At 45.5% G+C, this 25,230-nt stretch carries 21 protein-coding genes; 9 read left to right on the plus strand and 12 right to left on the minus strand.

The window, feature by feature from the left end:
• Window positions 1-18: 18 nt before the first annotated feature.
• Window positions 19-1,293 (minus strand): carboxypeptidase-like regulatory domain-containing protein, encoded by a 1,275-nt coding sequence (locus tag HMPREF1536_RS18045; protein ID WP_028726665.1) that lies wholly within the window; start codon window positions 1,291-1,293, stop codon window positions 19-21.
• A 153-nt stretch (window positions 1,294-1,446) separates the two neighbouring features.
• Here HMPREF1536_RS18045 and HMPREF1536_RS18050 point away from each other — a divergent pair, with 153 nt between their 5' ends.
• Genes HMPREF1536_RS18050 through HMPREF1536_RS18060 form a run of 3 tightly spaced genes read left to right on the plus strand, consistent with a single transcriptional unit; the run spans window position 1,447 to window position 3,860 of the window.
• Window positions 1,447-2,628, plus strand: a complete 1,182-nt coding sequence (locus tag HMPREF1536_RS18050) for an aldo/keto reductase (protein ID WP_028726664.1) — start codon at window positions 1,447-1,449, stop codon at window positions 2,626-2,628.
• A gap of 12 nt (window positions 2,629-2,640) precedes the next feature.
• A complete protein-coding gene (locus HMPREF1536_RS18055; RefSeq protein ID WP_028726663.1) occupies window positions 2,641-3,501 on the plus strand; it encodes a DUF6599 family protein in 861 nt (286 codons plus the stop codon).
• 11 nt (window positions 3,502-3,512) lie between these two features.
• On the plus strand, window positions 3,513-3,860 hold the full coding sequence (locus HMPREF1536_RS18060) for an MGMT family protein (RefSeq protein WP_028726662.1): 348 nt from the start codon (window positions 3,513-3,515) through the stop codon (window positions 3,858-3,860).
• Between the two features lie 467 nt (window positions 3,861-4,327).
• On the opposite strand, the gene HMPREF1536_RS18065 is transcribed toward HMPREF1536_RS18060, so the two are convergent.
• On the minus strand, window positions 4,328-5,536 hold the full coding sequence (locus HMPREF1536_RS18065; protein WP_028726661.1) for a DUF4861 domain-containing protein: 1,209 nt from the start codon (window positions 5,534-5,536) through the stop codon (window positions 4,328-4,330).
• Between the two features lie 179 nt (window positions 5,537-5,715).
• Here HMPREF1536_RS18065 and HMPREF1536_RS18070 point away from each other — a divergent pair, with 179 nt between their 5' ends.
• Window positions 5,716-6,351: a hypothetical protein gene (locus tag HMPREF1536_RS18070; protein ID WP_028726660.1), complete on the plus strand. Its 636-nt coding sequence runs from the start codon at window positions 5,716-5,718 to the stop codon at window positions 6,349-6,351.
• Between the two features lie 101 nt (window positions 6,352-6,452).
• On the opposite strand, the gene HMPREF1536_RS18075 is transcribed toward HMPREF1536_RS18070, so the two are convergent.
• On the minus strand, window positions 6,453-6,674 hold the full coding sequence (locus HMPREF1536_RS18075; protein WP_028726659.1) for a (4Fe-4S)-binding protein: 222 nt from the start codon (window positions 6,672-6,674) through the stop codon (window positions 6,453-6,455).
• 31 nt (window positions 6,675-6,705) lie between these two features.
• Entirely contained in the window at window positions 6,706-7,008 is a 303-nt protein-coding gene (locus HMPREF1536_RS18080) for a GNAT family N-acetyltransferase (protein WP_028726658.1), read from the minus strand.
• 352 nt (window positions 7,009-7,360) lie between these two features.
• Here HMPREF1536_RS18080 and HMPREF1536_RS18085 point away from each other — a divergent pair, with 352 nt between their 5' ends.
• Window positions 7,361-7,588, plus strand: coding sequence for a winged helix-turn-helix domain-containing protein (locus HMPREF1536_RS18085; RefSeq protein ID WP_028726657.1), 228 nt, complete (start codon window positions 7,361-7,363; stop codon window positions 7,586-7,588).
• 82 nt (window positions 7,589-7,670) lie between these two features.
• Here the strand turns inward: HMPREF1536_RS18085 and HMPREF1536_RS18090 are convergent, their stop codons facing one another.
• From HMPREF1536_RS18090 to HMPREF1536_RS18105, 4 genes are all read right to left on the minus strand, one after another.
• Entirely contained in the window at window positions 7,671-9,293 is a 1,623-nt protein-coding gene (locus HMPREF1536_RS18090; protein ID WP_028726656.1) for an efflux RND transporter periplasmic adaptor subunit, read from the minus strand.
• 4 nt (window positions 9,294-9,297) lie between these two features.
• A complete protein-coding gene (locus HMPREF1536_RS18095) occupies window positions 9,298-10,758 on the minus strand; it encodes a TolC family protein (protein ID WP_028726655.1) in 1,461 nt (486 codons plus the stop codon).
• Window positions 10,748-14,599 (minus strand): efflux RND transporter permease subunit, encoded by a 3,852-nt coding sequence (locus HMPREF1536_RS18100; RefSeq protein WP_028726654.1) that lies wholly within the window; start codon window positions 14,597-14,599, stop codon window positions 10,748-10,750. The genes HMPREF1536_RS18095 and HMPREF1536_RS18100 overlap by 11 nt, the downstream gene beginning before the upstream one ends.
• Before the next feature lie 196 nt (window positions 14,600-14,795).
• Window positions 14,796-15,182, minus strand: a complete 387-nt coding sequence (locus tag HMPREF1536_RS18105; protein ID WP_028726653.1) for an HYC_CC_PP family protein — start codon at window positions 15,180-15,182, stop codon at window positions 14,796-14,798.
• A gap of 162 nt (window positions 15,183-15,344) precedes the next feature.
• Here HMPREF1536_RS18105 and HMPREF1536_RS18110 point away from each other — a divergent pair, with 162 nt between their 5' ends.
• Window positions 15,345-15,941, plus strand: coding sequence for a recombinase family protein (locus HMPREF1536_RS18110; RefSeq protein WP_028726652.1), 597 nt, complete (start codon window positions 15,345-15,347; stop codon window positions 15,939-15,941).
• On the opposite strand, the gene corA is transcribed toward HMPREF1536_RS18110, so the two are convergent.
• The 3 genes from corA to HMPREF1536_RS18125 are packed head-to-tail and all read right to left on the minus strand — an operon-like array spanning window position 15,938 to window position 20,944.
• Window positions 15,938-17,020, minus strand: coding sequence for a magnesium/cobalt transporter CorA (corA, locus tag HMPREF1536_RS18115; RefSeq protein ID WP_044191578.1), 1,083 nt, complete (start codon window positions 17,018-17,020; stop codon window positions 15,938-15,940). The genes HMPREF1536_RS18110 and corA overlap by 4 nt on opposite strands.
• A 12-nt stretch (window positions 17,021-17,032) precedes the next feature.
• Window positions 17,033-19,504: an endonuclease MutS2 gene (locus tag HMPREF1536_RS18120; RefSeq protein WP_028726650.1), complete on the minus strand. Its 2,472-nt coding sequence runs from the start codon at window positions 19,502-19,504 to the stop codon at window positions 17,033-17,035.
• Between the two features lie 15 nt (window positions 19,505-19,519).
• Window positions 19,520-20,944 (minus strand): PDZ domain-containing protein, encoded by a 1,425-nt coding sequence (locus tag HMPREF1536_RS18125; RefSeq protein WP_028726649.1) that lies wholly within the window; start codon window positions 20,942-20,944, stop codon window positions 19,520-19,522.
• 222 nt (window positions 20,945-21,166) lie between these two features.
• Between HMPREF1536_RS18125 and HMPREF1536_RS18130 the strand changes: the two genes are divergently transcribed.
• Together HMPREF1536_RS18130 and dnaJ are read left to right on the plus strand one after the other, a co-directional pair.
• Window positions 21,167-21,751, plus strand: a complete 585-nt coding sequence (locus HMPREF1536_RS18130; protein WP_028726648.1) for a nucleotide exchange factor GrpE — start codon at window positions 21,167-21,169, stop codon at window positions 21,749-21,751.
• A 36-nt stretch (window positions 21,752-21,787) separates the two neighbouring features.
• On the plus strand, window positions 21,788-22,948 hold the full coding sequence (gene dnaJ / locus HMPREF1536_RS18135; RefSeq protein WP_028726647.1) for a molecular chaperone DnaJ: 1,161 nt from the start codon (window positions 21,788-21,790) through the stop codon (window positions 22,946-22,948).
• Window positions 22,949-23,025: 77 nt separating this feature from the next.
• Here dnaJ and HMPREF1536_RS18140 read toward each other — a convergent pair whose 3' ends face one another.
• The gene (locus HMPREF1536_RS18140; protein WP_028726646.1) at window positions 23,026-23,661 is read right to left on the minus strand and encodes an HAD family hydrolase; all 636 of its coding nucleotides are present in this window, start codon (window positions 23,659-23,661) and stop codon (window positions 23,026-23,028) included.
• 192 nt (window positions 23,662-23,853) lie between these two features.
• On the opposite strand from HMPREF1536_RS18140, the gene HMPREF1536_RS18145 reads away from it, so the two are divergent.
• Window positions 23,854-25,230 (plus strand): 3-keto-disaccharide hydrolase, encoded by a 1,377-nt coding sequence (locus HMPREF1536_RS18145; protein WP_028726645.1) that lies wholly within the window; start codon window positions 23,854-23,856, stop codon window positions 25,228-25,230.

The raw sequence follows: 25,230 nt of genomic DNA on the forward strand, positions 1-25,230 counted from the left end.
ACGAAAAGATATTGAGATTTATTTCTGTTGCTTTTTTAATTTGTTTACTGCGCTGTCCAGCGATTCCGTAGGTTCGATGATATTGTAAGCGCCCCAGAAATCTTCATCCATAAAGTTTTCCACCTTGTCGGACAATGATTGTGATTCCTTGAATGCCATCTTGTACGGAATACCGCCAACATTATCCTCTTTGCCATCCGTCACGACCATTTCCGAAATAATGGTGTAATTGGTTGAGAACAGTTTGCGTTTCCAGTCACATTTAAATCGTACCCCGTTGCGTATGTAGTTCAGATAAGTTACGCCGTTCCTTTCCTTGTAAGTCACCAGGTAAGCCACTTCGAGCGGGCGGAAACGTAATCCGAACGGTTTCTTTTTGAGGATGGCCTGGGTCGCTTTGTTGCGGTCGTCCATGCTCAGGTTGAATTCTGCACGGGTAAATGAGAGTCGTTCCTTGTCTATGTACAGTTTTCCGTAATACAGGGCATACGGCATGATCACCTGTGGCTGGAAACTGATCACATATTGCGGACGGTTATCGATATTGGTCGATTCTTCCATCTTGAATGTATAATAAGAAAGGCATTCCAGATCGAGCAATACATCCGGGTTCTTCACTATGTCAACATAGACCGACATCGTAGGGCCACCGAGAAGTTTCACGGCAAGCGTATCGCTTTTCTTCTGGCTCAACAGTTTGCGGCCTTTGTATATCTGCACCCGGTCGTGATCTGCCGACTCGTTATACGGAGTCTTGTAAATATCGATCACTGCTTCGGATATATTGATGTATCTTTTTCCTTTTTGTGCTGTTTCGCGATAGAAACCTGTCAGCATATTTGTCTTCTTACTATAATTTGCCGGGATCTTTCTGACCGCTTCTTCTACGATGAGCCGTGGTTCGCGGGCATGGATGATGATCTCGTCGAGCATGTTCTCGTAAGGAGTCATCCAGACGGTCAGGTCTGAAATATCGCCCCCGTTGAGCGTTACTTTGTTATTATAGTATCCGATATGCGATACTTCTACCGCTTTCACATGAGAGGCATCCTTGATCTTGAAAGAGAATTCCCCTTCCTCGTTCGTGATGGTTCCTGAAGTGCTGCCCGGAATGGAGATATTTACATATTCCAGTCGCTTTTTATTTTGCTTGTCTTTAACGACTCCGCTAACGGTGATGTAGTCTGCGTTCTCATCGTCACGTTCTAGTACCTGTGCCTGAAGCGGACTCATTCCTACTACTAATAGCATGACAAGCAAAAATCGGATGGATTGTCTATACTGCGTTTTCATCTCTGTATTGTTTTAAAGGTGAATATTACTCGTTTGTACTAATAAGATCGTTCAGGAAATAAATACCCTATGGAAAAAGTGAACTATTTTGATAAATCTTTCTATATTTGTGAAGGACAGGACGATAAGCACACATATATAATTCTATATCCTATGAAAACCAAACGTATTAATCGAAGAGCTTTTTTCAGGCTTTCGGCCACTGCGGGAGCCGGTGCCCTGCTTATGCCGGGTGTCGCTGCAACCCGTACCAGTCAGCCCGGTAATGAGAATGAAATCCCTGTCCGTACGCTTGGCCGAACGGGGGTAAAACTTCCGATCCTGAGTATGGGAGTGATGCGTGCCGATAATCCGAATGTCGTAAGAGCCGCTTACAACTCGGGGCTGTTCCATTTTGATACGGCTCACGGGTATCAGAACGGAAAGAACGAAGAAATGCTGGGGAAGTTCTTTGCCGGGAAAAAACGCGACAGCTTCTTCATCGCCACCAAAGGTAAATTCGATTATCCGCTGAAAGATGATTTCGAACAAACCTATACCGATCTTGTCGACCTGAGCCTGAAACGGCTGGAAATGGATCAGGTAGACCTGTTCTACGCACATGCTTTGAGCAAGGTCGAAGAGGTGAAAGACGAACGTGTGATTGCCGTCCTGAAGAAGCTGAAGGAAGAGGGCAAAACCCGTTTCATCGGATTCTCTGCACATGCCGGTAAACCGGAACTGCTGGATGCAGCCATTGAAGCCGGAATTTACGATGTGATCCTGCTGAGCTATAACTTCAAACTCTCCAACCTGAAAGAAACGGAAGAAGCCATTGCCCGTGCCGCCAAAGCCGGTATCGGCCTGGTTGCCATGAAGACCATGACCGGAGGAACCGAAGATGCGGCCGGTAAGAAGAAGATCAATGCAGAAGCCTGTCTGAAATGGGCCTGGAAGAATGAACATATAACGACCGCTATTCCCGGTTTTTCCAATTACGACGAACTGGAGGAATGTCTGGCTGCCGGCCGCAATCCGGAACTGACTTCCGGCGAACAGGAATATCTGGCTTCCCTCTGCGGACAGGAAATGTTGTATTGCCAGCAATGCGGAAAATGCCAAACGCAGTGTCCCGAACATCTTCCTATTCCTGATATCATGCGTGCCTACATGTATGCTTATGGCTATAAATATTCGAAGATGTCGAAAGAGACACTGGCGGAGCTGAACCTTTCGCCGGATATCTGTGCGAATTGCGATACCTGCCGGGTGACGTGTCCTTCCGGGTTCGACGTATCGGCAAAGATAGCCGCTATCACGCCGGTTCTGCAGGTTCCGAATGAATTTCTGACTTAATAAATACCCGTTATGAGATACATCAATTATTTGTTGCTCTTATTCCTTTTGCCCGTTTGTCCGCTGAAGGCACAAACGCCGGACGAACTGAAATCGTGGTTGCCGGCGGTGGCCGGTTGGACAATCTCGGATGAAGTGGAAGTGTTCAATCCCGACAACCTGTTTGACCGGATCAACGGTGCCGCCCCGCTTTTCATCGAGAATAATTTCAGGGAAATGACTTCGATGGAGTATAAGAAAGGAGCCGATTACATCACTATACAGGCCTATCGTCATGCAACCCCTGAGGATGCTTTCGGCATGTATTCCTCGGAACGTTCTTCGGATCTGGCTTTCCTTCCCATCGGGGGAGAAGCGCAGGGGGATAAGACCAACCTTTATTTCTTTGCCGGAAATATGTATCTGAAGATATGGAGCAACGTTTCCGGTGATGTGTCGGCTGAATTGCAGTCCATAGGAAAAGGGTTGGCGGAAAAGATCGATGCCAAAGCCGCTTATCCGTTGGTAGTCCGTTTGTTTCCGGAAGAAGGAAAGATCCCTTATTCCGTCAGTTATATAACATCCAACTTTATCGGCCATGAATTCCTGCGTTCCGTTTATACGGCCAGGTATGAACGCGGCGGACAGAGTTTCCAGTTATTTATATTGGATGGAGGCACTCCCGAAGGTGTAAAAGATGTATTGACCCAGTATATGGCTTTCACCAAGCAACCGCAGGAGGTACAGGAAGGTGAATTGCTGATTAAAGACCGTTATAACGGAGATATCCCGTCTCTCTGGAAAGGACGTTATCTGATCGGTATTTTTAATGAAAACGGGGATACGATAACCGGCGGGAATGAATTGTTGAACGAACTGGCCGGTAAACTTTAATTGATTTCAGCATGTCGAACTTTGATAAGGCAGACTTTATACAGGCTGTCTACCAAATGGTAAAAACCGTTCCGCGGGGTCGTGCCACCAGTTATGGCGCGATAGCCCGCTCGATCGGTTATCCGAATATGTCGCGGATGGTAGGAACTGTTTTAGGTAACTGCAACAGTGCGGAAACCGGCATCCCTGCCTACCGTGTCGTAAACAGCCAGGGCATCCTGTCCGGCAAAGATGCTTTCGGCACTCCTACGGAAATGCAGGAAAAACTGGCAGAAGAAGGTGTGATGGTGGAGAATAACCGTATCAAAGACTGGAAGCGTGTGTTTTGGGATCCGATGAAGGAGATTGCCACAGACTAGCGTGAAGTATAGGGGAAACTAATTCAAATCTCCCTACTATTTATCGGATAAGTAAGGACTTTCTATTGCCAGGGTGTAGGGGGTAGCACAACAGCCTGTACAGGATAATCCGCCAGGGTGTACAGGATAATCGATTACCCTGTACAGGGTAGAATTATTGGGTGCTGACTTAACATTTAGTTTGTCATATCTATCGTGCTACCAACATAGTATATATGTGTTAGTATCGGAAGTGTTACTTCTTACGGTGGGCTTATCCTCTGATAAAGAGTTTTTTTATTTTTAGCCTTCATGCCTTCATGGTGAGTCTTATAATGCTTATAATTAGTGTTTTACAAATGAAGCCACCCGGTTGTACTGCCTTCATCGGATGAATGCACTTTACCGGGTGGCTTCATTTATAAGTGTTTGTATATTAGCTGATAACCTGTCTTTATGAAGGCATGAGGGCAGATTTTACGAAAAACTTATTTCACGGTTACCTGCAACGGTTGTTTAACCTTCTGTGCAAATTCCTGTACATACTTGAACCATTCGGCAGAGTTGCGGAAGCCCCATTTGCTCCATCCGGCTCCGGTGTAATATGTATAATTGCTTCCCGGAGTGTAAGTCGTATAAGCCAACACATGACCATCGGCGCCACGTTGCTTTTTCTCCTGGTCGGAGAAGTTTACCGCTTTGGCTTCACTGATCTTTTCGGGGAATACGGCTGCTACATAGATCTGTCCGTTTTCCGGGTCTTCCGGATCGGCATAAGCGATGTAACCGTTTGAAGCATCAGCCTGGTAATCATTGCTCGGTTCATGCAGAACGATACCTGTTACAAGCGGGGTCGGTTCACTCAGGTTATCGAACGACAGAGTTACTTTGTTCAGTTGCGAACCTGCATCCAATGAAAGCAGGCGTGTTTCAATCACGGAAGCATCTTCTTTTACTTTAAGCGGGTTGTAGACCAGCTTCACTGTGAAACGCAGCGGGCCGTTATCCAGGATTTCATACTCCTTATAGCAGTACGGATAAACAATAGAGTCGTTAGCCAACAGGGCGGAAGTACCGGCACCCAATGTCGGGCCTACCTTGTAGTAATCCAGTCCGTTGCCATGATCGATATGGTAGGAGATGGAGTTAGCCAATTCCTGTGCAGCCTTCTTGTCTGTCTTTCGCAGTTCGGCTATTTGGGCTCTCGACTCCGGATTTAGCTCTGTCTTGTAACGCATGTCGACAACAGGCTCCGAAACGCACTTCACCCATATATCGTAGCCGAAAGCCTGTTCGCCGGTGGCTTGCAGAGCCGGGCCATAGGTACGGAAAGCGATACGGTCGTTTTCCCAGGCGATATCATCCACCCGTTCCGGATAGAATTTACCGCAGGCAACCGTTGCCGGCTCTTCCGGTGTCCCCGGTTCGATCTTATAAGTAACGCTGCTGTTTGCGTTCACATCAACGGGGAAAATAATTTTTTTGTCGTAGGTGATCTGATAAGGGATCTGTGTTCCGTTGTTGTCGGAGATAATGAAAGACTCGCCATTCAGTTTGGCTACTGCATCCATTGAAATCTCTGTAATCTCATTCGAGCGGGCAATGGCGGACGGGTTTGTCACTGTTACGTCCACGCTCTTTTCCTGCGTACAGGCAAAGGCGGTGGCGGCCAGAAATAAGGAAATAATCTTTTTCATACATATTATATTGTTAGTTCATAAATATTTCGCCGTGAGTGTTCTCCATTTGAAACCGGCAGTAAAAGTATGAATATTCACTAAGTTTACAAAGCCCATTTGCAGTAAACAAACGTTTTTTTCTATTCGATCTATGTTCTTGTCATGCAGTATACGATTCTTTTTACCGTTTATATAGCATGATGTTGAAGCAGTGTTTACTTATTCTGATGTTGATGGGAGTTTCTCATATCCGGCTATATGCACAAAGTTGGAGTGAGAAGGACTCGGTGTGGTTGTCGGGTGTTCTATCGGGAAAAGATACGATCCGTATCAACCCGGAGTTTCAAAAGGCGATCGATAGCGGTACATTTATTCATCTCGAAGATGAACCCGGACAGCAAATGCTGGAAGCCCCGACGGAGTTGCCCATCCTGAAAGACTTTTCCGAATATTTGCATGCCGATGCAGACACTGTACGCGATCGTCTGATATATAAATCGATGCCGCCCAGTGTGTATCGTTTGTATGTAATAGAGTTGGATACCTGTTTGCCGATAAACAAAGAAGCCTATACGCCGCCGCCCACACGTTTGATCGATAAAAAAGAAATACAAGTAGGAAAACTACCGGTGACGGCTGCTGTAGGAGGGAAGAACCTGTATTCGTCGGATGTGGTGAAAGACGGGCAGAAGCGGGGAACCGTAGGCGGATCGGTGAAACTCTATTTCTCCCTGGATGATATGCTGAAATGGGTTTTCTCCAAAAAAGAAAGAAACAAGCGGAAGAACCGTAAGCGGGATGATACGTGGCGTTATTATAATTCGATGCCCTGACAGCTGGTTTACGTTTCTAAAATAAAAAGACTTCCGCCGGTATGTGAACGAACCCTACGGAAGTCTGAACTTAAGTTATAGCTTTTCTTTATATTATATATCTATTCTTTTTTATTAAGTCTGTAACTAAGTGCCCCTGACGGGCATTTGTTGATCTGTGCGATCAATTCATCAGTGGTTGCATTTTCTATTTTTATCCAAGGTCTTTCCTTCGGATTATACACCTGAGGTAATGTTTTTACACAAATACCTGCATGTTTACATAGTTCGGGTTGCCATATAATGGTCAACTCGCCGTTTGAATATTCAATTTTCTTTCCCATATCTATAATCGCTTTATCTAATGTCTATCCTTTATCCTACGTTGATACCTTTCATGACGATGCGTCGCCAGTCCGGATGCTTTTTAATGTATCCGGCTACAAAGGGGCATAGCGGAACCAGTCGTAATTCCTGTCTTTCGATATCTTTCAGTACTTTTTCTACCAGTTGACTGCCTACACCCTTCCCTTCCAGTTGGACAGGTACTTCCGTGTGTGTGAGATAAATTTCCCCATTTTTTGATTTAATATACTCGATTTTCGGAACCAGTTTGCCAATATGAAATTCGTATTGGTGGTTCTCTGTGTTATCAATTAATTCGTAATCGTCCATTATCGTACTCTTTTATTAATGTTCTGTTATATTTCAAACATTTTACACAGAGGCTTTGTTTTGGATATTTCCTGTTTTCTTTTGTTGCTGCTCTGATAATGAAAGAAAACAGTAATTTGTATCTGATTGTAAGTGAGAATTTATTTATTCTTTCAATTTAATTCAAATACCGGCTTTTTTTGTTGAACTTTTATTGCGGAGAAGTGTTTTATAAGTATAAAACAAAGTCATTTTGTTTTCTGAGAAGGAATAATTGATGAATAATGGTATAATTGACTAATAAGGCAGTAAAATAGAACACCTCTGTTTTACTTATTATTATTAGTTTTAAGTCACATATCAAAAATGGAGTGTTATGAATAAGAATGACGTTGGCTCAAATGCCGGTAAGATCTGGCGTTTGCTTGCAGAGAGGGGCAACATGTCCATCAGGAAAATCGGGGAAATGACTCATTGTAAAGAGTCCGTTATTTTTCTGGCGTTGGGTTGGTTAGCTCGGGAAAATAAGGTGCGTTTTTGTAGCGATAGTAGCGGAATGATATCCGTAGAGGTTAATATTCCACTGACAGAGACGTATTATTAATAAGAAGAGGATTAATTTTAGAGGCGCAAACGGTAAAGGGATACAAAATGATTGTAGCCCTTTTTGTTTGCGCTTCACTCTTCTACGGACGGTATTTACAGCAAGCCGGGAGCTTGTTGTAAACACTGTCGTCTGCTTTATACTTGTCGTTGTCGTGTCCGGCATTGGCAATAGCTTTGGCTACGGCATCGACGGATGTCTGCTTGAGGTCGAACTGCAAATGGATCATTTGGGCATCTTTGTCCCACATGGCCGAAGTGACTCCCTTTATGCCTTTGGCTGTACTTTCGATACGTTGTTTACACATATCGCAGGCTCCTTTCACACCGAACATGGCATGTTCGCTTTGTGCGTTTGTCGTGCCGTGCATCTGATGTCCTTCGTGTCCGGTCATTGGATGGGCGGCGTTTCCGTCGTTATTCATCATAGAAGGTTTTCCTTCCAGCTGGGCACTGGCATCTATGGAAAAGACGCCGTTCGTTACGATCTCTTCTCCGTCGGATAATCCTTTCAGTATGACATAAGCATTTCCTAAAGACGGCCCCAGTTCTACTTCCCGCATCTGGAAAGTGGGAGTGGAGATATCCGGTTGTCTGACATATACAATAGCCCGTTTGCCTGTCCAAAGCACTGCCGTTTGGGGAACGACAATCTGATCTTTATACCCTTTTAAAGGAGCGTCGACCAGCGCGGTTGCATACATTTCCGGCTTTAGTTCCATATTCGGGTTGGCAACTTCCACACGTACACGGGCTGTGCGGCTGGTTGCATTCACGATCGGATCGATAAATGCGATCCTGCCTTTATATGTTTTGCCGGGAAGAGCCTGTAAAGTGAATTCTACCGGATCACCTTTGCCCAGGAAAGGAAGGTCTACTTCGTATGCATCGAACATCGCCCATACTTTGGAAAGATTGGCCACGTCATATAGTACCGCACCTTGTGATACATAATCTCCCTGGCTGACCTTTTTCGACATAACGATACCGCTGGTATTGGCTTTGATCTCGACGATAGGAGAGGTGGCACCCGATTGTTCGATGGCTGTTATTTGTGCATCGGTCATTTTCCAGAGCAGTAACTTCTCCCTGGCCGCTTTGATCAATGCCGGTTGTTGCATCTTCAATGCTTCCAGCAATTCTTCCTGGGCGGTAAACAGTTCGGGAGAGTACAAGGTGGCAAGTGTCTGTCCGGCGCGGACTGTTTCACCGGTAAAGTCGACTGCCAGATTTTCTATACGTCCCCCCACATGTGCCGTTTGCGATTGCAGGCTTCGTTCGTCCGGGGCTATTTTACCATACAGGCGTACCTGTTTGACCGGATTCTCCTTATTGACGCGTGATGTCTGCACATCGGCCAGAGCCATTGCTTCTTCGGATAGCTGGATGGCTGACGGATCAACGTTTTCGTCACCGTGGTTGCTTTTGCGTACCGGTATCAGATCCATTGCGCATATCGGGCATTTACCCGGTTTGTCCTGCCGGATCTGAGGGTGCATGGAGCATGTCCAGACTCCGTTTTCGTCTTGTTGCAGGTCATGGCTGTGGGAATGTCCTGCTATGCTGTCGTGGTCATGATGTTCGCTGTCTGCCTGCGGAACTGTTGAGGAAGGGCTGAACAGCAGCCATCCGATTAATAAACCTGCCAGTGCAAATAATATGTACTGAACTTGCTTTGTCTTGATCCATTCTTTTATCTTTTTCATACGATTAATCATTTAATGAGGTTGCTACTAATTTTTCCATGCCGGCTACCATTGTGTTGTATTCGGCAATAGCTTCACTTTCTTTGAGACTGTAATCCAGCAACTGGCGTTCGAGTTGGATCACATCGGTAAGGCTGCTGACTCCGGCTGAGAATTCTCTTACTATCAGTTGCCAGGTCGATAAAGCCAGATCCCGTTGTTTTTTATAAAGGCTGACTTTACGGGCTGCATCTGCCAACTGTTGTTTGACGGTCTGATATTCTGCCTGTAGTTGGTTTAGCGTATTTTCATATTTCAGTTCGCTTGCCTGGCGATAATGTTTACTTTCCCGTTGCTGTGCATTGTATTTCTTCCGGAAGATCGGAATACTGATCTTAAACATGGGCATGACCATATCCATCCCGTTCATATCAGGCATCACCATAGCATTATCCGATTTACCGACCACGGAATATTGCAGGCCGATACCGAACATCGGATAGCTCATCTTTTTATCCATGACCGCCTTGGCTTTATAGGCATTCGCTTCCGCTTCCAGCATCGACAACATCGGGTTTGCCAGAATAATACTGTCGGTCATCGTCTGGTCGTCTATCAGGAAACGGAGTTGTTCCAGTGTGTCCGGAACAGCAACCCTTGCCTGTTGATCCCGATTCAGTAAAGCATTGAAGCGGGCTTCGGCGGCGATCCGGTTGGAGACGATCACTTCCAGGTTGTTTTCCAGTTCGGCTTTCTCTATCTGGATGCGCAACACGTCCGACATGCCTCCGGAAGAACTTCCTGATCCCATAGATTCTGCCGCCATTTCCGACATGGCATTGTTGTTTGGGGCTGGTGCGGATGCTTGTGGGCTGCTTCCCATTCCTCCCATATTATCCATACTGTTTCCCGAAGATGCGGGAGCAGCAGGTGTCGTACCTGCAACCGGTGCGGCTACCGGTGATGAGCTCCTGACACCAGGAGCAGAGAAACGTTTGAGTGCCAGCTGTTCCAGTTGTTCCAACAAAACGAGGTTGGCCTGCGTGTTCTTATACTGCTCGTTCAGGTTGCATAACTGATACCACTGGCTTTTAACCTCGTAGAACAGGTTGTTTCGTGCATCGCGGAATTGTTCGTAGGCCATGCGTGACATTTCTGTCGCTTCGTTGCGTGCCGCTTTTTGGGTGCCGAACCAGGGAAACATCTGCATGAGTGTAAAGTCTGCAATCTGTTTACCTCCCAGTGTTTCCATCGGTTTGACGAAAAAGCCGATATCCAGTTCCGGATCGGAATAGGCGCCTGCTTGCGGAATTTTTTCCAGTGAAGCCTTATAAAGGGCGAAATTGGAATTGACCAGCGGATTATTGCGTGCAGCTGTCTCCAGATAAAAAGCCAGGCTGTCTGCCTGCTGTGCATACCCGGATGATACTCCGAGTAGCAAGGCGATACCGGTCAGGATAAGTTGTATTTTGATATTATTCTTCATCGTTATTCTCCTTTTGAATGTTCTGTTTCTTTTGTTCTTTCCGGATTGCGCTTTCCCGCCACCAGCATTGCAGGACAGGAACTACAAACATGGTCATAGACTGTATCAGCATACCTCCGAACGTAGGGATTGCCATCGGCACCATGATGTCGGCTCCTTTTCCGGTGGAAGTCAGTACAGGGAGCAAGGCTATCAGCGTGGTTGCCGTAGTCATGGCAGCTGGCCGTACACGTTTCAGTCCGGCTGTTACTACCGCTTCCCGTATAGCATCTTTCGTGCGGGGATCTTGTTGCAGGAAGGTTTGGTGGATATAAGTTCCCATCAATACCCCGTCGTCGGTGGCAACACCGAACAAAGCAATAAATCCGACCCAGACGGCAACGCTTAGATTGATCGTGTGCATCTGGAAAAGATCCCGCATATTTTCTCCTCCGACGGAGAAGTTCATAAACCAGTCCTGACCATACAGCCAGAGCAGGATAAACCCTCCGGCAAAAGCCACAAAGACGCCGGAGAAGTGGATGAGGGAAGCCGTTACTGATTTAAACTGGAAATATAAAACCAGCAAAACGATCAGCAAAGCCAACGGAACGACAATGGCCAGTCGTTGGGTGGCCCGTTCTTGTTGTTCGTAGTTACCGGCCAATTTATAGGATACGCCTTTTGCCAATGTCAGTTCCCCGTCTTTTATCTTCTGATCCAATACGCGGGTGGCTTCTTTCACGACGTCCACTTCTGCCTTCCCGGACGTTTTATCGAATATAACGTAGCCTACCAGAAAGGTGTTTTCGCTTTGTATCATCTGGGCGCCGCGGGTATAATCGATGTCGGCCAGTTCTTTCAACGGTACTTGCGCCCCGGTTGCCGTAGGAACAAGCAACATCGACAAGGCTTCCGGATTATCCCGTAATTCGCGGGCGTAACGGAGACGGACAGGGAAACGTTCGCGTCCTTCTACTGTCGTTGTCAATACCATTCCGCCTACAGCGGCACTTAACACTTCCTGCAGGTCTTCTACATTCACTCCGTAGCGGGCCATGTTATCCCTGTTCAGCTTGATTTCCAGGTAAGGAGCACCTACAGCCCTGTCGTAGAATACGGAAGAAGGGATTACGGAAGGCACCTCTTTTAATGCCTGTTCGATGGCTTTGCCGCTTTGTTCGATCGTCTCCAGGTCGGGGCCGTATATCTTCAATCCCATCGGGGCACGCATACCGGTCGATAACATGACAAGGCGTGCTTCGATCGGTTGAAGTTTAGGGGCAGAGGTAAGACCCGGCAAATGGGTCACGTTTACGATTTGCTGCCAGATATCGTCTGTATTCTTGATTTCCGGACGCCATTGACGGAAGTAATCCCCTTTTCGATCGGGTATCAGGCTGTCTTTGGGCAGTAGCTGGAAGCCGTCGGAAGGATTGTATGTGCCGCCATTCTTTAAAAGGTAGGCTCCCTGTTTGTTTACTTTGAAACGTTCCCGCTGTCCGTCCTCATTCAATATATATTCCGGTCGATAGTTGATCGTATTCTCAAACATCTGTGCCGGAGCCGGGTCAAGGGCTGAGTTTACACGTCCCCATTTCCCGATAGCTGTTTCCACTTCAGGAATGGCAGCCAGCCGTTTATCGAGTGCTTCGATATAATCGAGATTTTGTGTCACTCCGGTGTGAGGCATACTGGTTGGCATCAGTAGGAAGGAGCCTTCATTCAGGCTGGGCATGAACTCCTGGCCTATGCCTGGAAATTCGTTGGATGCCTTTTCCCAGAAAGCTGTCTGCCGGAAGTCTTTCCATCCCAGCAATTCCATGCCGGAAGCTACGAAACCGAACGTTCTGTTAAATCCCATCCAAATGATAAATCCGAACAGGATCGTGGCTATCGGAAGGGTCATGAACTGCCAGCGATGGCTGAGACACCATCGTAATATCTGTTCGTAATATATAACCAGCAACCAAAGCAGGGTTAAAATAACGACGATACAAGCGGCCACAAACAGAATGTTGGAGAATAATCCGGCTTGAGGGCCCATCGGTAACCATTCTTCTGACAGGTAATAAACAGCTACCAACAATGTAATACCTATATTGATATAGTTGCTCATCTTCGGATTTTTCCAATAGAAAGCGAACAGGTTGTTCAACCCGATAGCCGTAAGACCCAACACCGGGATATTTCCGTAAATAATCGATAACAGGATACCTGCCACTATCAATATATAATTGGCGACCTTGCGTATTAACTTCGAGTTTATCCGGATGGAGAACAGCCAGTAGGAAAGTGTAGGCAGCAGGATCAATCCCAGAACGAAAGCCGAAGCCAGTGCATACGTCTTCGTGTAGGCGAGGGGAGAGAACATCTTTCCTTCCTGTGCTTCCATAGCAAAAACGGGCAGGAAACTGACTATTGTGGTGATCATGGCCGTGGCGATCGCTCCTGATACTTCGCTGACAGCTTTGTAAATCAGGTTGACCAATGCCTTTCCTCCTTTTATCCCTTTATTCTCCGGCATTTCCATATACCGGATGATACTTTCTACAAAGACCACACCGACATCGACCATCACTCCGATAGCAATCGCGATACCGGATAAGGCTACGATATTGGCTTCTATCCCGGTATACTTCATGATAATGAATGTAGCCAGTACGGCGATAGGCAGCATGCTGGCAATGACAACGGATGCCCGCAAGTTAAGTACCAGTACGATAATAACGATGATACAGATCAGTATCTCATGGGAGAGGGAAGTCTCCAGCGTTCCGATCGTTTCTTTAATCAATCCGGTTCGGTCGTAAAACGGAACGACACATACTTTCGATACTGTGCCGTCGGCCAGTGTTTTCTGGGGCAGACCGGCTTCTATCTCTTTGATCTTTGTCTTTACGTTATCGATCACCTCCAGCGGGTTTGCTCCATAGCGGGCAATGACGACTCCTCCTACAGCTTCCACTCCTTCTTTATCCAGTCCGCCACGCCGTGTACCGGGGCCGATAGTGACGAAAGCGACATCCGAGATACGCACCGGCACGCCGTCCCTAACTGTTACGACTGCCTTTTCCAGATCGGATACATCTTTAATATAACCGAGCCCGCGGATCAGGTATTCTACCTTGTTTATTTCCATCGTCTCGGCACCGATATCGAGATTACTTTTCTTCACCGCATTCATGATCTCCATGACAGACACATTAAAGGCACGCATGGCGTCCGGATTCAGTTCTATCTGATATTCCTTCACGAAACCTCCGGCTGAAGCGACTTCCGAAACACCTTCAGCAGCGGAAAGGGAGTATTTTACGTAGAAATCCTGGATGGTGCGGAGTTCTTCGGCATTCCAGCCTCCGGTCGGTTTGCCTGTTTCGGGGTTCCTGCCTTCCAGGGTGTACCAGTATATTTGTCCTAAAGCGGTGGCATCCGGGCCTAATGCCGGCTGTACACCTTCCGGTAAGGTGCCGGAAGGCAGCGAATTTAGTTTTTCAAGGATACGCGAACGGCTCCAGTAAAATTCAATATTGTCATCGAAAATAATATAGATGAATGACATACCGAACATAGAAGTACTACGGATACTTTTTACGCCTGGAATCCCCAGCAGGGAAGTAGTCAGTGGATAAGTGATCTGATCTTGTATATCTTTGGGTGACCGTCCCATCCATTCGGTAGCGACGATCTGCTGGTTATCTCCTATATCGGGTATTGCATCTACCGGGATCGGATTACGTGGAATAATACCTCCGTGCCAGTTGAATGGAGAGGTCGATATACCCCAGACAATGACTAAGATCAATAATAGCAGGGTTACAACCCTGTTGTCAAGGAAATAACGGATTATTTTATTTAGCATAGGATGATGTTTTTAATCAAAATGATTTAATTAATGCATAGAATTTTATGGCAACAGGCAAGCTTTGTTTTACAAAGAATGCCTATGCGTATATACATTCCTCTTGCTTTACACAAAAGGAACAGATAATTCTTATTTTTTGTTTATGAAATGTAAACAAAAAGAAGTATAGCCGGTTGTTGGAAACCGGTATTAATTAAATCAGGAAAGAGCAGTTACGAATGCATAGTTCTGCACCACTACATTCGGGCGGGGTATTAAAATAGGATTCGGATACGGTTGTTTTTACTGTTTCGGAAAGAACAAGGAGTTCTCTTATATCGAACAGCAAAGATAAAGCCACCGGCGTATAGTCGATGACCGGTATCTGGTCAACATTCTGGTCGACAGTCATTTTAACCAGTTGTGTCTCTGTAGAACAGCAATGATTCGACTGTTTTTTTTCTTTGCATGAAGGGCATGTATCATTTAGCCACAGATCGACTTCCACCAACTTGCCCATGCAATGGTGTATATTCAGGGCGATTCCGCTGGACACCCCGATATATAAGATCGTTAATAGGACTAAAAGATATTTTTTCATAAATACAAAGATAGAGTTGTTTTTCCAAATAAAAGTATAAAATGTATGGAGAGCTTATTAAAGAATGTTTCTTCCTACTGGCAATCACATTTTCTTATTGTATCTTCACAGCGTAAACAAAGAATATATTTTGTGTATTCAAACTAGAAGTGGTAAAGTTTTATGGTAATAGCTTATTTAAGAGTAACTACAGGCAAGCAGCATCTTGAAAAACAGAGAGATGAAATAGAACGTTTTGCGTTAGATAAGAGAATACAAGTAGATAAATGGTTAACGGATATTGTAGATGATAAGAGGAAGGTAAAAGATCCTTCTTTAAGCCGTGTGTTGGACAGGATGCAACAGGGGGATAAGGTGATTATAACCGATATCGCCCGTTTGGGTCGTACCTTATCTGATGTAATGAGTCTTTTAGGCAAATGTATGGCAAAAGGAGTTCATGTATATAGTATAAACGACCGCTATATCCTGGATGACGATCTGAATACCCAGGTGGTATCCAATACTTGCAGTCTGATATCGGAGATCGAACACAACCTGATGTCGATCCGGACAAAAGAAGCATTGAATCATAAGAAGGATAAAGGATTACAATTGGGACGTCCGAAAGGAACCGATGCCAAGCAATCCCTGTTGGATGCCAATAAGGATGAAGTGATGAATATGCTGGAAAGAGGTGATACGGTTGTGATGATCTGTAAGCATTTCAATGTTTCAAGAAATACCTACTATCAGTTTAAAAGGAATTACGGACTCTAAAACCAGTCTTTTTTCCGCATATATATCCAGGTGAGCAGGCCTGTGAGGAACATAATTCCCCAGGCAATGCCATAACCGTATCTCCAGTCGAGTTCAGGCATCAGCTTAAAGTTCATCCCCCATACACCAACAAGGAATGTCAGTGGAATGAAAAGGGTAGACACTACCGTCAGCCGCTTCATGATCGCATTCATGCGCAGGTCGTTGTTGGAAATATAGAGATCCACTAAGGAAGAGATGATTTCCCTGCAACTTTCGGTCGTTTGTATGACAAACTGCAACTGGTCGGATAAATCGGTATAGACCGGCAACATATCCGGACTTATTATTCCGTTTTCTGTGCGTAACAATTTGGGGAATTGTTCTTTCAAAGGCTGGCTGTTCTTGCGGATAATCATGTATTCATGGCGGCGCTGTTGTATCAGCGATCCCATATTGCCCTGGTCGCTTTTTATATCGAGCAGAGTTTCTTCTATATCCTCCAGCATTTCCTCTACTTTAGAGGCTGTTTCTACCAGATTGGCGATAATCGTATTCAGCAGGAAAGCCAGTAGCAATCCGCTGCCTTTTTTTCGCAGGTTCAGCATATCCGATTCCAGTGCTTTCATTGTACTGGCAAATACCGGATTGTTCGTCTCGGTAAAAGTGATGACCACATTTCCTGTCACCAGCAGACTGATATGCTCGGAATGAATTTCCATATTCGCATCATAGTAGCTGGAATTAAGAATGATAAGCATGTGGTTGGCATACTCTTCGATCTTCACGACATGTTGAGGGGTCAGGATATCTTTGGCATCCAGGTTATGCAGTCCGAAATCGTTTACGATACGTGTGATCGCTTCCGAATCGGTAAGTCCGCTCACCTGGAACCAGTTTACTTTATTGGGGTCTGTCAGCTTGTTGAACGAGGTAGTTCCTTTCTTGACTTCTGTCGTATGAAGTCCGTCGGAATTGTATTGTGTGAGACGAATGTCGGTTACTGTTTCATGTTCACCTGCATAATAATATTTATCCGACAAATGCCGGTTGGAAATATGTCTGCGCCTGTGTAAACGCGTTCCCTCTTTTCGTCTCATAACTACAATTGTTTAATCCAGTTCTACAACAGTGATACCTGCACCGCCAAACTGGACATGCTCATCGTGGTAATGCCCGACTCCCGGAACCGAATGCAGATAGTCGCGTATCAGTTGCCGGAGAATACCTGTACCCGTGCCGTGCAGGATACGTACCCGTTCCGCTCCGACCTGGATGGCATCGTCAATGAAATAGGTTACAGCTTGCAGTGCTTCATCGCCCCTCATACCTCTAACATCTATCTCCTGCTTAAAGTTCAGTTTCTTTTCATGCATATGGTCTGTTGTGCCCACACTGACAAAGGTACTTTTCTGGATCTCCTTTTTGATCTGGCCTTTGCTGACCTTCTCCAGTTGCTCCAGTTTGACTGTACTTTTTATCATACCGAATGCCACGACAGCCTGTTTTCCCTGTAGCTCCATGACTGTTCCGGCCGATACCTGTCCTTTCAGACGGACATTATCGCCCACTTCGATCACCTCGCGGTTGAACGTCTGTTTGGCAGCCGGCGCATTCTGTTTCTGCTTCTTACGCTCTTTACGTTCCTGCAGTTTAGCCATTTTGCGAGCTATCTTATCGTCTTCTTCTCCGGTCGACTCGACAGATGCTTTGAATTCCTCCAATGCTTTGCGGGCAAGCTTGGTCTGTTCCTTTTCCGCCTGTGCTTCCTTGATCTCACGAACCGTATTTTCGATTTTTGCATTGGCTTCGGCCAGTATTCGCTGTGCTTCGGCCTTTGCTTCGCGCATGATCTCCTTGCGTTGCTTGTTGACTTCTTCCAGGTCTTTTTCGTAACGCGCCGTGATATCTTCCAGCTTCTTTTCCTGCTGGCGGATATTCTGCCGTTTGCTTTCCCAGTAACGTTTGTCGCGAACAATATCCTGTAGATATTTGTCCATATCGATATAATCGGAACCGACCTTGGCGGAAGCGTCGGCAATCACGTCTTCCGGTAGTCCGATCTTTCGTGCGATCTCTACTGCGAACGAACTACCCGGGTTTCCAATCGATAGTTTGAACAACGGTTGCATCAGATGGCGGTCGTACAACATGGCACCGTTTACGATCCCTTCAGTATCTTCGGCGAAATGCTTCAGGTTCTGATAGTGGGTCGTGATTACTCCGAAGCTATGGTTGCGGTTGAACCGGTCTAACAACGCTTCAGCAATGGCTCCACCGATCTGTGGCTCCGTACCGCTACCGAATTCGTCGATCAGTATGATCGTTTTTTCGTTACAGTTCCTGACAAAATACTTCATGTTGGTCAGGTGGGAGCTGTATGTACTCAGGTCGTTCTCGATACTCTGTTCATCACCGATATCGATAAAGATACTGGTGAAAATTCCGGTACGCGAACTCTCATGCAAAGGAATTAACAACCCGCATTGCAGCATATACTGCAACAATCCGACTGTCTTCAGGCAAACTGATTTACCTCCGGCATTCGGGCCGGATATGATCAGCAGGCGTTTTTTCTCATCGAGCGTGATGTCGAGCGGTATGACCTGCTTGTTTTGTTTTTGTAAAGACAGATAAAGCAGGGGATGGACGGCACGCGCCCAGTCTACCTGTTGTATGTTTTCAACTACCGGCTTGATCCCTTTCACCTGCTCGGCAAAAAGAGCTTTGGCACGAATGAAATCGATATCGGCCATAAACTCATACGATTGCAGGATATCCGGAACCATCGGACGGACGATATTGGTGAAGTCTGTCAGGATCTTCATGATCTCGCGCCGTTCGTCGCCTTCCAGCTCCCTGACGCGGTTGTTGGCTTCGACAACGACTTCCGGCTCAATGAACACAGTCTTGCCACTGGCAGACTCGTCATGTACGATCCCTTTGATCTTTCTTTTGAAAGCTGGAGCGACGGGGATCATCAGACGTCCGTCGCGCATGGTAGGTGTTACGTCTTTGTCGACAACTCCTTCCGACTGTGCGCTTCGCAAGATCGATTGCAGGCTGCGGGAAATACCGCTCATTGTCGATGTGATCTCCTTCCTGATCTGTGCCAGTGTGGGAGAGGCATTATCTTTTACTTTTCCGAACTTATCCAGGATGGAGTCTATTTTTCCTATCAGTTGCGGGAAGACAAGTATATCTCCGGCCAAAGCCGTAAGTGCCGGATAAGCGATCTCTTCATCCTCTACAGGACGGAAAAAGCGGACGATATCGTTGATGGTTTGTAAAGAACGTTTCAGGTCGAATAGCTCCTTTTCATCCAACCAGGTTCCTTCCGGACGTATCCGCTTCAGCGAATAGCGTACATCGAAGAAGAAAGCGGCAGGAAATTCCTGTTCCCCATGTAAAATACGGACAAACTCATCGGTTTGTTCCAGACGTTCAATAACAGTTGAATAATCTGCCGAAAATTCCATTTCGGCTACCCGCTCTTGTCCCAGCGGGCTTAAACATTTATCGGAAATTAAACGGCGGACTTTATCGAACCCCGTTTTTTGTTCAAAGTTTTGTGGATATATCACGTTAATTAATATGCTTTATTTTATCTCCACCGTAACCTCTCTGCGGATGGTAGGGCGGACGATGTATTCCATTTTGTTTTTGCCCCTTTTGACTTCAAACGTACAGGCATTATTTCCTGCAGGATTGACATACGGAGCATAATAATATAAGTAGGAGAAGGCTCCTACATTGCCGGAGCTTTGCAGTGCATCGGCAACCTGAGAGTATTTGAATGTATCCCAGAACATACAGCGTTTAAATCCGTTGGCATCTGTAAACCGTGTTTTCGGATCGCGGTATTTCATCGTTTTTGATATGAAATTCTTATAGCCGGCGGTAAATTCTTCGGCGGAATAATTCATTTTGTTGTCATTGATCTTTTCGATCACATCGCGTGGACGAAGGCCGGATGCATAAGCCGGTGAATTGCGGTCGACATCCGTAATCAGTTCCAGACGGTCGATGTCATAGCTGATCCCTGTATAATTGTAGGTTTTCTGACTGACCTTGTATTGTACGTTGCGGCCATATTTCACGTAAGGATACTGCATCAGCATTAACGGAGCATGGATACGGGCATACTCTTCCAGACGGTAGGAATCTTCCAGTAATTCATTCGCCTCACATTCCCAGATGATACGTCCAGGGACAAATGCCTGGTCGATCATGCGGAAACCGAACTGCAACAGATATTCCGCTTCTGCTTCCGCAGCGGAACTCCCCAGGAAGGGGAAAGAGTCCATCTTGCTCTGCGTAAAGTTATAGCGATAGGTCGGCTCCTTGTCTACCAAGATCACGTTTGTTCCCTTGAAATTCGGATTTTTATCAAAGAAATAGAATGTTTGTATCAAGATATCCGGCTGGGCAATATTAAGAGTTAACCCTTTTTTGGTCAGTTCTTTTTCAATGCATTCATTGATCGCTGTTTCCAGTTTACGGTTGTTTTCGTCGATCGCAGCAAAAGCAAATGTCTTGAATTTAGCGAAACTGACAGAGTCGGGGGTAACTACTGTTTTAAACGGGCAGGTAAAAGTCCGTTCACCGGTCGTTTCCAGGCTATACATCGAGAAAGCGGATGCCAGTTGATCTTCCATGATTGAGTTAACCTTCTTGCAATCTTTCTTTACCATCACCTGTTTGGTCGGGACGGCAAGATTACTGATCGTAAGGATCACCTCATTCTTTCCGGCCGGATTAAACAGTTCCGCAATCTCCTGGGGAGATACTTCGGTTGTTGTTACTCCGTCTATCGCCTCTATTATATCTCCTTGTTTTACGCCGGCCAACTCTGCCGAAGAATAAGGGATTATTCCGGTTATTACAGGTTTGTTTTTCCCCCAGTTCTTACTCTGGCTGATATCGTATGTAAATCCTAATCTGCAAATGGATGCATTCCGGTTTTGAGCATAACCGACCATAAATACAAACAACAGTAATATGGATAAAATAATTCTCTTCATAACGTCAGAAATTCTATTATTAGTATTAATAATGCCTGTTTAAATCTAAATATACAGGCAAAGGTAAAGATATTTTTGTTGTGTAGGAATAGTTGGCAGCATATTTGATATTATTCCAGTGCATGACAACAGGGATAACTTTATCTATACACCTCGTGCCATTAGATAGAGATAGTTGTATATCGCTGACAATTAGGTAATAATAAAAATATTAAGATAGTTATGAGCAAGATGAATTTTAATGGAAAGAATGAAACATCTGAAAAAGATGAACACCTGAATCAGGAAGATGCGACAAATTTGCAGCACGAACAGGAAAATGCGGCAGAAGAAACAGCCGCGACTGACAATGTGACCGAAGAACTGGACGCGCTGAAAAAGAAGTACAACGAACTGAACGACTCTCATCTGCGTTTAATGGCAGAATTCGACAATTATCGTAAACGTACCTTACGTGAAAAGACCGATCTGATCAAGAATGGTGGCGAAGCTGCTCTGAAAGGATTGCTTCCCGTTGTCGATGATTTCGAACGTGCATTACAGAACATCCGTAAATCGGATGATGTTGAAGCCGTAAAAGAAGGAGTGGAATTGATCTATTCCAAGTTTATGGCTTACCTGGCCCAGCAGGGAGTGAAAGCCATAGAGGCGGTAGGACAACCGTTCGATACCGAATTGTTTGAAGCTGTGGCTACTATTCCTGCTCCGGAACCTGGCTTGAAAGGAAAGATCCTCGATTGTGTCCAGACCGGATATACTTTAAATGACAGAGTGCTGCGTCACGCTAAAGTAGTAGTAGGAGAATAAGCAACGTGCTAACGGGCAAATAACAACAATACAAAGATGGCTAAAAGAGATTATTATGAAGTGCTGGAGGTGGAAAGAACCGCTACAGTAGAAGAAATTAAGAAAGCATATCGGAAAAAAGCAATTCAGTTCCACCCTGACAAGAACCCTGGTGATAAACAGGCAGAAGAAAACTTTAAAGAAGCTGCCGAAGCGTACGACGTATTGGGAGATCCTCAGAAGCGTCAACGTTATGACCAGTTCGGGCATGCCGGAGTAGGAGGTGCTTCTCAGGGAGGAGGCTTTGGTGGAGCCGGAATGTCTATGGAAGATATTTTCTCTCAGTTCGGAGACATCTTTGGCGGACACTTCGGTGGATTTGGTGGTTTCGGTGGTTTTGGCGGAGGCTCTCGTGGCGGCCGCCGGGTGAACCGCGGATCGGATTTGCGTGTGAAGGTAAAACTGAATCTGAAAGAGATCGCCAACGGAGTAGAAAAGAAAATCAAGGTTAAGAAATATGTCCCTTGCAGCAAATGTCACGGAAGCGGGGCAGAGGACGACCATAGCAGCAAGACTTGTGATACTTGTCACGGTAGTGGTGTGGTGACCCGTGTTGCCAATACCATCTTAGGACAGATGCAGACACAGTCCACTTGTCCGACCTGCGGAGGTGAAGGTAAGATCATTACCAAAAAGTGTTCCGAATGTAACGGCGAAGGAATTATGCGTGATGACGACATCATTACCATCAATATTCCGGCCGGTGTTGCAGAAGGAATGCAATTGTCTATGAGCGGCAAAGGAAATGCAGCGCGTCATGGAGGTATCAACGGTGATTTGCTGATCCTGATTGAAGAGGAGCCGCATCCGGAGTTAATCCGTGATGAAAACGACTTGTTATATAACTTGTTGTTGAGCGTACCTCAGGCGGCATTAGGAGGAAATGTAGAAGTTCCGACTATCGATGGCAAGGCGAAAGTGAAGATCGAACCGGGTACACAGCCGGGTAAGGTTCTTCGTTTGAGAAACAAGGGATTGCCTTCTGTAAATAGTTATGGAACAGGTGACTTGCTCGTGAACGTAAGTGTGTATATTCCGGAAACACTGTCAGCGTCAGAAAAAGAAACGTTGACTGGCCTGGATAATTCACCTAACTTCCAGCCTAACCGCACCATGAAGGAAAAGATCTTCAGTAAATTCAGACATATGTTTGATTAGAGAAATTCAAATATTCTCAAGCAAAAGAAAGAGTAAAGTTGACTTTGTAAGTCGGCTTTACTCTTTTTTTGTTAGGTCTACCACCTCAAATAATCCTCGAAAGTGATCTGTACGAAATTGGGGATTACTTCATATACCTTATTTTTAAGTGTTTCTTCCGGATTGGTGGTGCTTAGTCCGATTACCCGCATACCGGCATCGGTTCCGGCTTGTATTCCGGCGAAAGAGTCTTCAAAGACGATGCAGTCGGCGGGGGAGACATTCAGGTCGTTTGCTGCCAGTAAATAACACATCGGATCGGGTTTGCCTTTTGTGATACGGTCGGCTGTTACGATCGTGTCGAACATGTTTTCCAGATGATGTAATTTGAAAGCACGTTTCACTTTTAAATCATCAGAGCTGGTGACCAATCCTATTTGTACACCTTGCTTTTTCAGCAGATGAAGAAATTCCATAGAACCGGGCATGGCCGGCAGGGGCATTGTGCTTTCATACTCGGTTGATTCTTTTATTACCATCTGACGGAATTCATCCGTACGATCGGAAAAATACTTGTCCATGATGTAAGGGAGTGTTGTCCCTTTAATTACAGCTGCGAAGTTTTCAATACCTGTTTCATAACGTTCACCTGCTTCATTCCAGAAAATATCATAAATGGGTTCTGTGTCAACTATCACACCGTCAAAGTCAAAAAGAGCCGTTTTGAATTTCATAAAAATACCTTTATTGATTACATTTTGCACACAAAGATAAGCCTATTTCTTCGATAAGAGCGCATCTTTATTAAAATTGCTACACTTTTGCTGGTGAATTATGAATAAACTCTTATCTTTGTGTCCGTACACATTAGTATATTGATATACCGGAAAAACATTTCTTACTTATAATACTAAAAGGAAAACAGAATGAAAGCAAGTTTGAAGTTGGCAGCATTATCTCTTGTGCTGCTTTGTTCCTGTCAACCGAATGATGGCTGGCAGAAGTTATTCAATGGTAAAGATCTTACCGGTTTCAAACAGTTGAATGGAGAGGCTCCTTACCGGGTGGAAGACGGTTGCCTGGTTGGTACTTCGGTGACAGGCCAGCCGAACAGTTTTATGGCTACCGAACAGGAGTATGGTGATTTTATCCTGGAGTTTGAGGCCTTATGTGATCCTTCTTTAAATTCGGGTGTACAGTTCCGTAGCGAGAGTCGTCCGGATTATCAGAACGGACGTGTACATGGCTATCAATGCGAAATGGATCCGTCCGACAGAGCGTGGAGCGGTGGTGTATATGATGAAGCACGTCGCGGCTGGCTTGTGACACTGGTCGATAATAAACTGGGACAGGCTGCTTATAAAAAGACGGACTGGAACAAATACCGTATTGAAGCGATCGGTAATAATATCCGTATCTGGCTGAATGGTGTAAATACGGCCAATCTTTATGATGACGAAACAGCGAAGGGCTTTATTGCTTTTCAGGTACACGGTATCGGAAAGAATACGGAACTGGAAGGAAAAGAAATCAAATGGCGTAATATCCGTATCAAGACAGAGAATCTGGAAGCAGAACGTATGCAGGGGACTTTGGCTCCGGAAGTGAACCGTGTTCCTAATTACCTGACGGAAGCAGAAAAGGCAGACGGTTGGAATCTGATGTTCGACGGTAAGACAACCAATGGATGGCGTGGAGCCCATAAAGAGGCTTTCCCGGATCATGGCTGGAAGGTTGAAGACGGACAATTGATCGTGCTGAAATCGGGTGGTGCCGAATCTACTAATGGTGGTGATATTGTTTCTGACAATGAATATGCTGCATTTGAACTGAGTCTGGAATTCAAAATCACTCCGGGAGCAAACAGCGGTATCAAGTATTTTGTAACGGAAGCGGAAAAACAGAAAGGTTCGGCTTATGGACTGGAATACCAGATACTGGACGATAAACTTCATCCGGATGCAAAACTATATACCACTTTCCCCGGTAGCCGTACACTGGCAAGCCTTTATGATATGATGCCTGCTCAGAACAAACGTTTCAACGGTGTTGGAAACTGGAATCAGGCAGTCGTTAAAGTATTTCCGAATAACCATGTGGAACATTGGTTGAACGGTTTTAAAACACTTGAATACGAACGTGGATCGGATGCTTTCCGTGAATTAGTGAAAGGTAGTAAATATGCTGCCCCGTCATATAACGAGGCAGGTCGTTTCGGAGAAGCTCCCCAGGGACATATCCTGTTACAGGATCATGGCGATGAGGTAGCATTCCGCAGTATAAAAATTAAAGAACTTAAATAG

Source organism: Parabacteroides gordonii MS-1 = DSM 23371, assembly GCF_000969825.1.
GTDB classification, from domain to species: domain Bacteria; phylum Bacteroidota; class Bacteroidia; order Bacteroidales; family Tannerellaceae; genus Parabacteroides; species Parabacteroides gordonii.

Excerpts from the sequence above, each read along its gene's own strand:
- HMPREF1536_RS18045 (WP_028726665.1), bottom strand. The coding sequence starts at position 1,293 with ATGAAAACGCAGTATAGACAATCCATCCGATTTTTGCTTGTCATGCTA.
- HMPREF1536_RS18050 (WP_028726664.1), top strand. The coding sequence starts at position 1,447 with ATGAAAACCAAACGTATTAATCGAAGAGCTTTTTTCAGGCTTTCGGCC.
- HMPREF1536_RS18055 (WP_028726663.1), top strand. The coding sequence starts at position 2,641 with ATGAGATACATCAATTATTTGTTGCTCTTATTCCTTTTGCCCGTTTGT.
- HMPREF1536_RS18060 (WP_028726662.1), top strand. The coding sequence starts at position 3,513 with ATGTCGAACTTTGATAAGGCAGACTTTATACAGGCTGTCTACCAAATG.
- HMPREF1536_RS18065 (WP_028726661.1), bottom strand. The coding sequence starts at position 5,536 with ATGAAAAAGATTATTTCCTTATTTCTGGCCGCCACCGCCTTTGCCTGT.
- HMPREF1536_RS18070 (WP_028726660.1), top strand. The coding sequence starts at position 5,716 with ATGATGTTGAAGCAGTGTTTACTTATTCTGATGTTGATGGGAGTTTCT.
- HMPREF1536_RS18075 (WP_028726659.1), bottom strand. The coding sequence starts at position 6,674 with ATGGGAAAGAAAATTGAATATTCAAACGGCGAGTTGACCATTATATGG.
- HMPREF1536_RS18085 (WP_028726657.1), top strand. The coding sequence starts at position 7,361 with ATGAATAAGAATGACGTTGGCTCAAATGCCGGTAAGATCTGGCGTTTG.
- HMPREF1536_RS18090 (WP_028726656.1), bottom strand. The coding sequence starts at position 9,293 with ATGAAAAAGATAAAAGAATGGATCAAGACAAAGCAAGTTCAGTACATA.
- HMPREF1536_RS18095 (WP_028726655.1), bottom strand. The coding sequence starts at position 10,758 with ATGAAGAATAATATCAAAATACAACTTATCCTGACCGGTATCGCCTTG.
- HMPREF1536_RS18100 (WP_028726654.1), bottom strand. The coding sequence starts at position 14,599 with ATGCTAAATAAAATAATCCGTTATTTCCTTGACAACAGGGTTGTAACC.
- HMPREF1536_RS18105 (WP_028726653.1), bottom strand. The coding sequence starts at position 15,182 with ATGAAAAAATATCTTTTAGTCCTATTAACGATCTTATATATCGGGGTG.
- HMPREF1536_RS18110 (WP_028726652.1), top strand. The coding sequence starts at position 15,345 with ATGGTAATAGCTTATTTAAGAGTAACTACAGGCAAGCAGCATCTTGAA.
- corA (WP_044191578.1), bottom strand. The coding sequence starts at position 17,020 with ATGAGACGAAAAGAGGGAACGCGTTTACACAGGCGCAGACATATTTCC.
- HMPREF1536_RS18125 (WP_028726649.1), bottom strand. The coding sequence starts at position 20,944 with ATGAAGAGAATTATTTTATCCATATTACTGTTGTTTGTATTTATGGTC.
- HMPREF1536_RS18130 (WP_028726648.1), top strand. The coding sequence starts at position 21,167 with ATGAGCAAGATGAATTTTAATGGAAAGAATGAAACATCTGAAAAAGAT.
- dnaJ (WP_028726647.1), top strand. The coding sequence starts at position 21,788 with ATGGCTAAAAGAGATTATTATGAAGTGCTGGAGGTGGAAAGAACCGCT.
- HMPREF1536_RS18140 (WP_028726646.1), bottom strand. The coding sequence starts at position 23,661 with ATGAAATTCAAAACGGCTCTTTTTGACTTTGACGGTGTGATAGTTGAC.
- HMPREF1536_RS18145 (WP_028726645.1), top strand. The coding sequence starts at position 23,854 with ATGAAAGCAAGTTTGAAGTTGGCAGCATTATCTCTTGTGCTGCTTTGT.